This is a genomic window from Mesomycoplasma dispar (assembly GCF_000941075.1).
Lineage (GTDB): Bacteria > Bacillota_I > Bacilli_A > Mycoplasmatales > Metamycoplasmataceae > Mesomycoplasma > Mesomycoplasma dispar.
The window spans coordinates 880,374-893,698 of sequence record NZ_CP007229.1; the positions used below are offsets into that span (position 1 = coordinate 880,374).

Consider the following 13,325-nt stretch of genomic DNA (forward strand, 5'->3'; position numbering starts at 1 on the left):
AATGAAAAAAATAACTGAAAATAGTGAATTGCTAAATGCTAATTTTGAATCAGAAATTAAAAAAATTCGTCAAGCTTCCGAAAATCGTTATAAGTCTAAATTTTTAATTCCGGCAATTGAAATTAAAGACTTGACGATCGATTTTGGTGAAACGCTTGCGGTAGATAAAGCAAATTTAAAAATTTTCAAAGGTGAACTTGTAACCCTTTTAGGGCCTTCTGGTTCTGGAAAAACCACAATTTTGAATGCAATTGCTGGGTTGTTAAATCCAACTTCAGGGCAAATTATTTTTAATGGTGATGATGTTACAAGAAAGTCACCACAACAGCGAAAAATCGGTTTAGTTTTTCAAAATTACGCCCTCTATCCTCATTTAAATGTTTTTGGAAATATCGCTTTTTCACTTCATAATGATCCGCGTTGAAAACAAAAAGCATACGAAAAATCAATGCATGCACGCGTTAATGCCAATTCAATTGTCCTAGCAAAAAATGGTGCTTCCGTTGAAGATTTAGAAAAGTATAAATCACTTTTATTTGATTATTTCGATGTTTATCGTCAGTTAGAACACGACTATAATGAACTAAAAACGCAAACTTATTTAAATCTTAATCAGTTAAAAACTGATTATTTTTTAATTGAAGCGCATAAACAAGCAGAAATTAAAAATCTTACAATTGATTTTCTCAAATTAGGAAAATCTGCTTCAATTTTTTGGGCTTTTTGGAAAAAAATGTTTCAAAAAAACTCTGAAGAAATATGTCCAATTCAGCAAGCGATTGCGTTTCGAAAAGCTTATAAATTAAAAGTTCAAAAAATTAAAAATCAAGCAAAAATTGATAAAAAAGAACATAAAAAACGTATTCAAGAAGAAAAATATGCAATTAATTTCGCTCCTGAATTAGTCAAGGCAAGAAAAAACTTTTTAGAACAAAAAGCTGAATTGCTTCAAAAAGTTGAAAAACTAGAGGATTTATATAAAAAGTTTAGACACAATGCTAAATTAGAATTAAGTCAAATTCAAAAAGCTTACAAAAATTTTCGTTCAAAAACATCGTTAAAAGACGAAGAATCACTTAATTTAGATTATCAAGAGCAATTAGAAGCATTTAATCAGCAAAAAAACGACAAAGAATTGTGGTTTAAAACTGAAATTGAAAACGAAAAAGCGGCGATAAAAAATTCAGGTAAACTTGAAGAATTAGAACAAAACTATTTAGAAACTAAAAAGAAATTTTTAGAAACAAATTCCAAAGAATCGCCGAATTTATTAATGTTAAAATCGCTTAAATCAAAGATAAAATCATATAAAAGTGCAACTTTAAAGCTTTTTTTGGACTACGAAAAAAATCTAATTAACAAATTTTCGCTAAACACTGAAAAATTATCAGATTCGGAACTAAAACAGTATCAAGAATATCAAAACGATAATATTTCCATTAAAGAGGCGATAAATCGCGCCGTGCTTCGAACTGCTGAAAAAGTTGAAATTACGAAAAATTTAGCAAAAAAACCAACAAAATTATCAGGTGGACAACAACAAAGGGTTGCGATTGCTCGTGGAATCGTTCGTCATCCTGATATTTTGCTAATGGACGAGCCACTTTCAAATTTAGATGCAAAACTACGGGTACAAACTCGTCAATGAATCCGTAAAATTCAGACAGAAATTGGAATTACAACTGTTTTTGTCACTCACGATCAAGAAGAAGCAATGTCAATTTCTGATCGAATTGTTTGTATGTCGACTGGTTATGTCCAACAAATTGGAACGCCAACTGAGTTATATCACAAACCTAAAAACGAATTTGTCGCATCTTTTTTAGGTGTACCAGAAATGAATATTTTTGATGCTTATTATGATGAAAAAAATAAAAGAATTCTTGTCGATAATCAAGTAATTTTTAATGATTTAGCTGATTATCAGCATGAAAAAATTAGAGTTGGAATTCGTGCTGAAGATTTATTAGAACAGGAAAATGGGAATTTTGAAGGAAAAATTAGCGTAATTGAATATCTTGGAAAAGATATTCTTGGTAAAATCGAAGTAAATAACATCGGTTCAGTTTCAATAATTTTGCGAAAAAAACCAACCTATGAAATTGGTGAGTTAGTTAAATTTAGTTTTAGATCTGGAAAATTACATCTGTTTGACTATGAAACAAGGGAGCGAATTTAATGAATTTTATCAGCGGATTTTTCTACCGACGCAGGATTAGAAAAACTAATCTTGAACTCGGGATTTTAGATCAAAAACAACCCTTTTGAAAGCCTTTTTTAGCGCTTTTGCCTTCAATTTTAGTAATTTTTCTATTCACTTTCCTACCTTTTTTGTATTCAGTTTCAAAATCATTAAGTATCGAAATTAATCATAACATCGCCGGAAATACAAGATTTGGTTTTGATAACTTTATTGATTTAATCACAATTGATACTAATTTCCATATTGCAATTCGGAACTCGGTAATTTATTCAATTGTCGCTTTGCCAATCGGATTAATAATTAGTTTGATTATTGCATCAACAATTGCTTCTTTGCACCGAAAATATGCGCGTGGATTCTGGCAGACAGTATTTTTTCTTCCTTATGTAACTTCTGGGATTGCTGTCTCAGTTGCTTTTGCCTATATTTTTGATAGTGAAACTGGTTTTATTAACAAACTTTTTGGAATTTCAACAAGATGGCTAAATTCGGGAAACCCTTCTTCGCTTAACGCTCTTTTTGTTGTTTTAATCTCGGGAGTTTGAAGAAGTCTCGCTTTTGAGGTTTTAATTTTAACTACCGCGATGTTATCGGTAAATCCGACACTTTATAAAGCCGCAGCAATCGATGGCGCTTCACCTGTAAGGCAATTTTTCAAAATTACTTTGCCATCAGTTTCAAGAACAATTAACTTTCTAATCACAATTGGGATAATTGGTGGAATTAAAGTTTTCCCAATCGGAATTTTTCCAAACGAAACCGAAGCAATTTCTAACGGTGGTTCAACTTTATTAATTTATATTTATAAAAATGTACGTGGAACGCCTAATTTTGCCCAAGCGGGTGCGCTAACAATTTACCTTTTTGTTTTCGGTGTCGCCTTGTCAATTGTTGTTAAAAAATTTTTAAGTACTATATTTTTATTAGCTGATAAAATTTCGGAGAAAAATGTTTATTATAAAATTAAAAATTCTCAAATTCATTAGCGATCGCAAAACTGCAAAAGTTATTGAATCAATTAATTCGCAAGTTCGAAACCGTAGTCTAACAAGTGCAATTTCGAATTTTATCTTTAAATTTATAGTACTTTTTGTTTTTGGGATTTTTATTATCTTCCCTTTTTATTTTATGTTAGTTTATGCGCTTTCGCCTGAAGAACAGATTCTTGATACACGAATTCCCGTTTATTGACCAAAACATTTTGCCTGAGATAATTTCAGTAAAGCTGCTGAATCTGGATATTTTGCCGCACTTGGAATTACTGCATTAGTGACGGCAATTTCTGTTGTTGCCAAAGTGTTTTTTTCAATGACTTTTGGTTATGCGTTTTCGCTTCGAAAATGAAGATTCAAACAGTTATCCTGAGTTATTTTCCTTTCAATTTTAGTGCTTCCCGAAACTGCGCTTTTAATTGGACAATACCGAATTATGGTTATGTTAGGTTGAAATGACGGTTTTCAGTCAATTTTTGCTCTCACCGCGCCTTTTGTTGCATCAGTTTTTTCTGGTTTTATGTTCCGAAATGCTTTTGAAGAAATTCCTGATCGGATTAAAGAAGCTTCAATGGTCGATGGATGTTCGGGAATTCGCTACTTTTTCCGTGTCGCAATTCCGATGGTAAGTCCAACAATTTGGACTGTCGGGATTCTTACAGCATTTTCTGCCTGAAATTCTACACTTTGACCGCTTTTGATTTTACAATCGAATTCAGCAAATTTGACAACATTAAACACTTGATTACTTCAAAAAGTTGGTGTTGCTGATGAAACCGCGCAAATTCCTGGCGGATATTTCAAAAATGTAAGAATGGCAGGTGCAATTTTAACGATCTTACCGATGTTTATAGTATATTTTGCGTTTCGCAGAAGAATTATGAATGCCGTATCACGTCAGGGATCAACGGTGAAAGGTTAAAAGATGTTTGATTTTAAAGCTTTTTTTAAAAAGAATCGACAAAAAATTGGTCTTGGTTTTCAATCAGGTTTTGTTTGAATTTGTGTAATTATCGGTTTAGCTTTTACCGCGCTAACTGCTTGAGCAATTATTTACTTTTTCCAACAAGCATTTTTTGATGGTTTTTTATAAAATAAAATTAATGTGGTTTTAAAAAAAAAAAAAAATCAATGTCAGTTTTTAACTTTGCCATTGATTTTTTTATAGAATTAATAAAATTTGGTAATATTAAATATTTTGTGTCTTAAGGCAAACCTAATTTGATAAAGTTTATCTTCAAGAACTAAATTATGAAAAAAAGAGCAAAAAATTATCCCAATTGAGTTAGAAGTTGAAAAAATCATTAAAAAACGTTGGACATAAAAAATTAAAAAAGAGATTTTCATAGAAATTTCGAATATATTTAAAACTTTTACAGAGATACTTTGGCAAAATTAACAAAATTTTTTAAATATCCTTATTAAATGAATCAGTGAATAAATTAATTAGGAAAAATACAAAAACAAAAGACGGAATTCAAAGTGCAAATTACCTTTCAAAATAACTTATTTGGCACTGCAAAAGCAACCAAAAAATAACAAAGGTAGGTAAGAAATTGACACATAATTAAAAAACAATTAGAAATTATTTTCCCTAATTGGCTAAATAATGTAAAATTAAATTAGATTTCTATTTGAAAAATCCATAAAAATTTAATTTATGATTATAATAAATAAGATAATTATTACCAATAAATTTTTCAAAGGATTAAAATGCTCTATGAACGCGATAGTTTTGAAAAATTTCTAAACCTTAAAATACCAAAGTGGTTCTTTTTTCTACCTTTTTTTGGTCCATTTTTTTATTTTAAACTATTTAGTCTGCTAATAAAATATAACAAGGATTTCAAACATATTGCAAGCGGTTTTCGATCAGAAACAAAATATCGGTCAGCAGTTCTGTTTTTTTTAAATATTTTTACATACCTAATAGTTTTTGCCCTAACTTTTACTGTTATTTTTAGAGTTTTTGAGCCTTTTAAAATTGAAGATAACTTGAAAAACATCGGTTTTAATGGAATTTTTGCTAATAATAAAATTGCATCTGCAGTTTTCCTTAACATTTTCATCTATTGTCTAATTATTTTTAGTTCATTTTTTGTGAATTTATTTTTCTTAAAATGACTATATTTTCTTCTAAAAAGGAAATTTAGAAGAAAATATGGAACGATAAATCCTTTAAATACTTTTGGTTTTATCAAAAAATTTAAATTTCAAACATATTTAGATAATGTTTTTAGAAAAAAATTTTCATATGATAAAGAAAAAAATGAACTCAAAACTGAAATACTTGAAAATGGGTTTTCAAAAAGAAAATACCGATTTAATAGTTTTTTAACTTATAAAAATCAAATTGAAGAGCATTACTATAATTTGTATAAGGAAGAAAAAATAAGTGAATTTGAACTAATTTCAATTAAAACAAATATTTATTTCTGGCCGTTCGCGATCGTTTTTGCTTATGTTTTTGAGATGAACAAAAAATCGCTTGCTGATGAGTTTAGAAAAAAATTTAATTCACAATTTTCGTTGATTTTGTTTTTTTACTACTTAATTTTCTTAATTTTAATATTTATTTTTCTTTCTATTTTTTATATTAGTTATGTTTACACAATTTTGAATGCAGAAAGTTTAAATAACGAACTAACTTTTTCCATAATTAAACTAGTTTTTACAATTTTTGGGTTGTTGGCAGTGTTTTTGATATGATTGATTGTGAATTATTTTTCAGTCATAATTTGAAATTATTTTCTAATTAAAAAGCGATTTTTCGAAATTGAAAACTTTTAATTCTAATTAGAATTAATTTTACCGTGATTTTTTTGTAAGTTATACCAAATTTTATTAATTTTAGCGATTTTATCGATGTTTTGTGCTTTTTCAATGAAACTTTCCGATGTTAAAAGCGCAGTAAAAAATGAGCAATAATCATTTGCATAAAGTTTATTACCTTGAAACTTATTTAGACCAACAATCATTGTGTAATTTTTATTTTTTCAGATTAATCCTCTAAAAAAATAAAGCTTTTTAGTGTATAAAACTTCTTGTGCAACTAACGTTTGCGAATAATCACCCTCTAAAAATGTAAGATAACATTCTCAAACTAACAGTTTTGCTTTAATTTGGCTTAACAAACTTCGGTTTTTTTGTATATTTCACTTTTGAAAATTAGCAAATTTTTCTTGCAACTTGCCATTATTAATAAAGGTGATAATTTTTTTAGTTGGCCAATTTTTTAAAAACGGGATTTTTTTAAGCCCAATTCCGTGCGGGAAATCAAGTAAATTTGGTCTAATTGAAAAAATTTTCTCAGTTTGACTATATGCAATTGCAATTGTGTATAAATTTTGAACAACATTGCCATATCTTTGAAGATTGCTTTCAATTTTGTTAATTCATAAATCAATATTATCCATAATCTCCTTTTTTTGCTTAAATAAAAACCTCCATTTACAATTACTTCACTAAATTTAGGGAAAAATTGTAAATGGAAGTAAAAAAAGGAAAAATTAACTGTTTTTATCTAGTTTGTTCATCTGTAACGTTAATAGTTTTGACTTCAACAGGAAGTCCGTAACCTGAAAGTTTATCTTTTAAACTTGAATCTTGGACATAAATCTTATTGAAAGTTGCACTTTTACGAGCCACATCGATGAATTTTGCAAGTTGGGAGGAAGCATCGCCATTCAGTGAATTTCCTGTTATGTAAAGCGGAATATCTCTAAGATTTTGACCATTTTCATCTTTTACATAAATTCCGGGCTGTTGAACTGGCGTATTCACAAGTCTGTCGGTAAATTGGGAATTTTCAAAATCAGAGACATCTACCTTGTAAACGTAATTACCGACTCCGGAATCACTAGTTTTTGATGCGCCAAAATATAAATATTGGAATCTTAAGTTAACGTGCGCAGGATTTTTTTGCGATTCAGCCTCGACTTCTCATCCTTGTAATTTTTGATTAAAAATTTTTTCAATCTCATTAAAATTAATACCTTTTAATGTTTTTATTTTTTTAGAGGAAGAAAAATCAAGATTGAGTGGATAACCGCCGCGACCACCGTTAGTTCCTTGGAATACGCGCTGATCAATTTTAGAACCAAAGGCAATCTTAAGACCTTCGTTTACTTGATCTGCTGAATCTCCTTCATCTCAACGAAGAGTATCAAAAATTATTGATCCAGGAATTTTTTCCCCAGGTTGAACTAGTTTAATATCACCTTTATTTATGTAGTCGAATGAAATAAAATCAACATTTTTAAGAGCATTAGGATTAATTGCCCAATTTGGTTCGTTAGTTTGTGAGTTTGTATAAAGTTCTAATTCAGATAATTTTGAGAATTTTTCTAGACCACGAAGACCGTTAATTGCTCTTTTATCATCTAAAAATAATGAAACTTTTTGCATTTGTTTAGGCAAAAGTTCAAGTATTTGCTTAATATTTTGAGTTTTGTGTGTAGAACCAACATTTTTAAGAACGATTGATTTTATTGAATTGTCCTTATTTGCGGCTTGTTTCATAATTTCAGCAAAAGCTTGAAATGCTTTATCATCATCGGCATTTAAAACTAAAGTTTTAAATTCAGAAATAGATCCTGCAGTATTTCCTTGATTTCTTGTGTATTTAATAAGTTTGATGCTGCCAGGAGAAAAACTTTTATTGTTTGTGAGATCAGAAATTTCGCCACTTACATCAGAATCAGTTCAGCCATCATATTTTAGTGAAGCGATTTGTGTTGGATCGTAACGATTTCAGTTTGAGTCATTAGCATTTAATCTTTTATTATTGTTTGCTCTAATATTTTTAACAACAACATTAACTTTCGGTTCTCATCCATCGGTGCTTGGATCTGGAGTATAACCATCCCTAATCATTTGTAGTTCTTGTTCTGTGAAAGGTTGATCTAATTTTCTTCTTTCTTCAATAACTTTTAGATAAGCTTGTTCACGTTCGCGGTAATTATTTGCAACTCATCTTTGATATTTAATACCTTCCAGGTAATTTTCTTTTGTAATTTCAGGCTTACCGTGCTCATCACGTGGAACAAATTTTTGATAATGTGAATCAATTTCTCTAATTTTTCGATCTGCTTCATCAATTTCAGCTTGATATTTATCACGTTCGCGGCGTACTTCAGAAATTTTCCGATCAGTTTGTTGTCTTCACAAACCAAGCGCTTTTTGAAAGGCAGAATCACCTAAATTTGCTGATGGATTAGTATTTTGTTGACTAATTTGAGGTTGAGCGATTGGTCTTGTGTTCGTAATTGTTGGTCTACTTGCGATTTGGCGTGATTGTCTTGATTGACTAGGGCGAGAAATTGGAATTGGTGATTCGATAGCAGGCGAAGAAACTTTGGGTTTTGATTCTATTTTTTCAGGAAGTGGGTCAACTTTTTCGACTTTCGGAACTACAATTTGTGGCTTAACCGGGTTTTCTACTTTTTTTTCTGGTTTTGGTGGCACAAAATTTGTATTCGCCACTGGCGAATTAAATCCGGTATCGTTGGGTCTTGCTTTGACAATTGTTGAAGGCGCATTAGTTGAATAACTTATTTGTGTTGGTAAAAAATCAAAATTAGCTAATGATTCTTTTACCACGAAAGATGAAACAACCAAAAAAGTCATTCCAGCAGCACCAATGATCAACTTTCGTCGACGAGAGAAATAAATTACCATCATTCACCTCCTAAATCTAATTTAAATTATAACCGATTTTTTATATTGACTTACTAATTTTATTTTTTATCTTCTCCTGGTTTAGAGAATTATATTCAAAAATAAAAAATCTCCAAGCAAAATTTGTAAATTAGTAGAAAAAATTAAGACACACCATAAAAGTTGTGTTTTTTATGAGACAAAATAAATTTTCAATTAATGAAAAAATCAAATATATTAAAATCGTTGAATCACAACGATTCAAACATTCAACAATCAATGTCGCCAAAATGAAACGTACTTACAAACCGGCCGATTGAATACTTTTATGCTATTTTACAAAGATAATATTTGAATGTTGATGGTAAAATTTTTGAAAATCTCGAAGATGCTCATCAAAAAATCAGCTCATTTGTTAAATGATACAATAAAACTAGAGTGCAAAGTTGCCTTTCATATTTGAGTCCAAATTCTCATTTTCAACAATTCGATACTCAAAAAAATTTTCACAATTTTGGAGAATAAAAAAAATAATAAAAATTTGTTTTAAAAATAGTTAAAAATAATAATGTGTCTCATTTTCCTATACTAATTTACCGCAAAACATTAGTCAAATTTAGCGAGTTTAAGAAAAAAGTTTATCTAGATTAAGTTAAAAAATACCAAAAGAGTCTATAAATTTATAGACTCTTTTGGGTATTAAAGGCAAAATTTTAATAACTTTTAACTCTTATTTTTTGATATATGAATCAATAAAAGCATCAGTTATTTCGTTACGGATTGAAGCAGATTTTCTGTAGGTAATTTCGGGATCATCAAAAACTGCAAGACCTTTTAGGGTGATTTTGGCAGGCTGAGTTTCCACTTTAGTAGCAACAGGCTTAGCGGCTTCGGTTTTGGTAGCCTCTGTTTTAGTTGCGGTTGGTTTGGCAGCTTCAGGTTTTTTTACTACTGGGCCAATTTGATGCCAATCTAAATTGAAGAAGTTAGGGAAAGGATTTCAATTTCCGCTAATATCAAAATTGTAAAGAACAGTTCCAACTTCCTTGTAATTTTTCGGATCATCGGTATTTGAAGAATAAAGGGTCGTTCTAATTGAATATGGCGTTTTAATAATTTCTAATAAAAGATCTGTTTCTTCTTCAAGCAAATTTGGATATTTAGATTCCTTACCGGTTGGTGAGAAAAATGACTGTTTATAATAAACATCGTTAGCATGATCATGTAATTTTGGTTTAGAGTCTGGTTTAGTATCGGTATTTCCCCAAGTTCCAGATGTTGTTATTTCAAAACCAGGATTTTTTGTTTTATCTCTCGAACTAATATGAAACTTTCCAGTGATAGATCCGGTCGATGAACTGGCAGAAACAGTTTGCGTCACTGGTATCGAGGAAACTTCAGTAGTTTTTGTCTCTTTTCCACGTGGATATCCAGAAATTACTAAAATTTGCTGTTGATTAACCATTTTAGGACTGCTGTTTCCTGGACTGAATAAAGAGATCAAACTTTCTCTTTTATCTGAACCCCAAACGTGAGACTTATAATGAGCATACTCTTGAAATTGTTTATAGTCCATCCCGACTACATAAACGTCTTTTTGACTATTAGTTTTTATTTTCTGAACAAAAATTCCTTTGCCTTCTTTATCTGCTAAAAGATAATGTTGCTTTCCATCAGAAATGTTCTTGGCTCTGAAAGCAAGATAAACCGCTCCTGAATCTACGCGTGATTCAGGTTTTTTTGTGTCTTCAGATTCAGAATTATCTTTCCCTGTAGAAACTGTTTTAATTTCCTTATTTTCCCATACTAAAGGCTTTGTTAGTTCCAATCCATCTTCAGTTTTTTTAGCACCTTCTGATTTGAAAAGTAGTTTTTTATTCAAAGGATCGGAAATCTGAACTGGTGAAGATGATTTTGAACTAGAATCAACTTTCAAACCACTTGGATCTAAAAATAATTTTGGATTATATTTTTTAATAACATCATAGGCTGATTTTTCAGAATTGATGACGTTATTAATAACCACTTTTGAACTTGCTAAAATATTAGAGACATCTTCTTTTGATACTAATTTGAAATCAAAAACTACTTTATCATCTTTAGTATCAATTTGATATTTAGGTTCTACATCTTTTAAATCATAAATTGTTGCCGCGTTTAATGTTGTTCAAACGTTAGTTCCAATTTTTTGTTCTGCAGCGACTGCAGTCTGTGAATTTTGTTGCGTTGCATCGTTGACAAATTCAGAACTTTGGTCGGCAAAAGTGCTAACAGAAACATTTTTAGAACTGGAATCTGTTTGAGGAGTGGTGGAATTTTGTGTTGAGGATCCAGGTTTTCCAGGTGTTGGTGCTGGTGCTGGATTTGCAGGTTTAGGCGGAGTTGCTGGTGCTGTTTTTGTGCCGGGATTTGCTTTTTGTTTTGCGTCTTCAATTGCTTTTTTAAGATCTTCTTTTGCCTTTGTTTTCTCATCTTCGGATGTTGGATATTTTCCGTGATCAAGCAAATAAACCTTAGAAATTACGTCATCAGTTGGGTCTTCAAGATTCGAACTTGTTTTTGCTAATTCAAAAAGTTGGTCAATTGTTTCTTTAATTTCGTTTGATGATAAAGTTCGGGCGTCGTTTTGATTTGCAATTGAAAATTCTTTAACTGAATTAACTGATCCAAAAATTGAACTAAGTGCTGCTTCGTATTTATTAAGATCAACATTTAAATCGACAAAAACTGAAAGATTTTTTGCAACTTCAGCATTATTTCGACTAACAGTAGTCACAAATTCAAAACGCACTTTTTTAGATGAAACTAATTTAGTTTTATCTTCAGTTGAAACTTTAGTTGCATCAGCAATTTTTGGTTGAACATTTAACTTATAGTCTCCAAATTTTGTCTCTGCATCAAATTGAGTTTGGGATAAATCAAAAAGTTGATTAAAGTCTTTTTTTATGACAGCACTTGTTTTTGTACCAGTTTTACTATTATACAAATGATCAACAAGGCTGGTTTTGTCTTCGATAAGAGCTTTTTGCAACTCTTCTTTCATTTCAACTTTATTTTCAAGGTTTTCTTCAAATCAAGTTTTTAAGGCATTGCTAATTTCCTGATTTGAAACTAGACCACGAATTTCTAGCTGTAATTTTAAAGATTTTTTATTTTTTTCACCAACCAAATTAAGTTCTAAAAGTAATTTTCCTTGTTTTTCTACTAGACTTAATTCTTTTTTAGCACTATCCAAAACGGGTTCTAATTTATAATTTTCATCAAGAAATACGGGTTCTTCGAGCGAATTATAAAGCGAAAGACTGGCATTAGTTAAAATTAATGCCTTTTCTAACTTAGAAAAGGCATTTAAAGTTGAACTTTGTTTTTTAAAATTATCTTGCAAAGAATTTTTAAATTCACTTAACGATAAATTTGACCGCGATAAATCAACGAATGATTTTGATTGATCAATTTGGAATTTATCTAAATCACCACTTGTTTCATCGGTTGTTGCAAAACCTTTAAGTTCAACTTGTTTTGAATAAGTTGTTTGATCCTTATCTGATTTTGCAAAAACAACAACATTTTTAATTACATTTCCTTCAACAGTTGCGTTTTCAAAGTCAAAACTAACTTGAAAATTTTTTGCCTTAAGTTTATCAAAATCGTATGCTGAAGTTAAATCAAGTTGGTATAACTTACTTTTTGCAAGATCAAGTGCAGTTTTTGCTGACATTTTACTAAAGTTAGATTTCAATTTTAAATCAGTAACTATAGTTTTAAATTCTTCTGCACTAATCGGCGAAGTTCCAGAAATTGTATGTAATTCAGGACTTTTATTTAAATAAGAATAATAAGAATTATTATATGATTTAACACCAACCGAAACACCAACAATCGCTGAAAGCGCAACTGTTAGCGATGCTGCTGTTAGTATTATTCACAAAGGTTTCCTAAAAAGTTTCATAATTTTGTCCTTTTCTGTTTTTTAACTTTGAACTAATTGATGAAGGTTTACTTAAAAATCGATTTAATTATCAGGTTTACCTGGTTGATCCTGACTCTGACTGACTACTTCGCTGCTCCTGGCTGGCTTGCCTGGCTGGATGCTGCTCCCTGGTTTCCCCGGTTGGCTTGCTGATCCTGGGTGTTTGTGTTCCTGGCTGCGTTTTGCCCTTTTTTTACAGTAACTTTAAATTTAAGGGTGGAAATTTTTTCATCACTAGACACTGAACCGCCTGTTCCGCCTCCAGAGCCTTGTGAAGATGCTGAATCACTTTTTTTCAACCTAAAGAAAAGAGTTTTTGTATTTTTATCTGTTGATTCTTCTATTGATTCAACTTTAGTTTCATATTTTTTTTCTTTTAAATGCTCTTCAATTTTTTTACCTAATTCATCAAGATATTCGGAAACTTTTACTTTTTTGGAAGAACTAGACGATGGTTGGGTAGTATTTTCTAATTTTAAACTTTCAAATTTTCCAGCCTCCA

The 13,325-nt window shown here is 30.3% G+C and carries 9 protein-coding genes and 1 pseudogene; 7 read left to right on the forward strand and 3 right to left on the reverse strand.

Annotation, left to right across the window (positions count from 1 at the left end):
* Window position 1 precedes the first annotated feature (1 nt).
* From MDIS_RS04485 to MDIS_RS03115, 6 genes and pseudogenes are all read left to right on the forward strand, one after another.
* The gene (locus tag MDIS_RS04485; protein ID WP_044635598.1) at window positions 2–2,179 is read left to right on the forward strand and encodes an ATP-binding cassette domain-containing protein; all 2,178 of its coding nucleotides are present in this window, start codon (window positions 2–4) and stop codon (window positions 2,177–2,179) included.
* Window positions 2,179–3,189 carry a carbohydrate ABC transporter permease gene (locus MDIS_RS03105; RefSeq protein WP_044635599.1) on the forward strand — a complete coding sequence of 337 codons (1,011 nt, stop codon included), beginning with the start codon at window positions 2,179–2,181 and terminating at the stop codon, window positions 3,187–3,189. The genes MDIS_RS04485 and MDIS_RS03105 overlap by 1 nt, the downstream gene beginning before the upstream one ends.
* A complete protein-coding gene (locus tag MDIS_RS03110) occupies window positions 3,152–4,117 on the forward strand; it encodes a carbohydrate ABC transporter permease (RefSeq protein WP_044635600.1) in 966 nt (321 codons plus the stop codon). The genes MDIS_RS03105 and MDIS_RS03110 overlap by 38 nt, the downstream gene beginning before the upstream one ends.
* 3 nt (window positions 4,118–4,120) lie before the next feature.
* A complete protein-coding gene (locus MDIS_RS04280) occupies window positions 4,121–4,288 on the forward strand; it encodes a hypothetical protein (protein WP_165073045.1) in 168 nt (55 codons plus the stop codon).
* 296 nt (window positions 4,289–4,584) lie between these two features.
* A pseudogene (locus tag MDIS_RS04580) lies at window positions 4,585–4,821 on the forward strand (IS256 family transposase); the annotation flags it as partial.
* A gap of 87 nt (window positions 4,822–4,908) precedes the next feature.
* Entirely contained in the window at window positions 4,909–5,985 is a 1,077-nt protein-coding gene (locus MDIS_RS03115; RefSeq protein WP_044635601.1) for a hypothetical protein, read from the forward strand.
* Between the two features lie 2 nt (window positions 5,986–5,987).
* Here the strand turns inward: MDIS_RS03115 and MDIS_RS03120 are convergent, their stop codons facing one another.
* The gene (locus tag MDIS_RS03120; RefSeq protein ID WP_044635602.1) at window positions 5,988–6,611 is read right to left on the reverse strand and encodes a hypothetical protein; all 624 of its coding nucleotides are present in this window, start codon (window positions 6,609–6,611) and stop codon (window positions 5,988–5,990) included.
* Between the two features lie 103 nt (window positions 6,612–6,714).
* Complete coding sequence (locus MDIS_RS03125) at window positions 6,715–8,877, reverse strand: putative immunoglobulin-blocking virulence protein (RefSeq protein WP_084217554.1); 2,163 nt, start codon at window positions 8,875–8,877, stop codon at window positions 6,715–6,717.
* Window positions 8,878–9,204: 327 nt separating this feature from the next.
* Here MDIS_RS03125 and MDIS_RS04235 point away from each other — a divergent pair, with 327 nt between their 5' ends.
* On the forward strand, window positions 9,205–9,378 hold the full coding sequence (locus MDIS_RS04235; RefSeq protein WP_144402872.1) for an IS3 family transposase: 174 nt from the start codon (window positions 9,205–9,207) through the stop codon (window positions 9,376–9,378).
* A 205-nt stretch (window positions 9,379–9,583) separates the two neighbouring features.
* Here the strand turns inward: MDIS_RS04235 and MDIS_RS03130 are convergent, their stop codons facing one another.
* Window positions 9,584–12,802 carry a P110/LppT family adhesin N-terminal domain gene (locus MDIS_RS03130; RefSeq protein ID WP_052506235.1) on the reverse strand — a complete coding sequence of 1,073 codons (3,219 nt, stop codon included), beginning with the start codon at window positions 12,800–12,802 and terminating at the stop codon, window positions 9,584–9,586.
* Window positions 12,803–13,325: the final 523 nt, after the last annotated feature.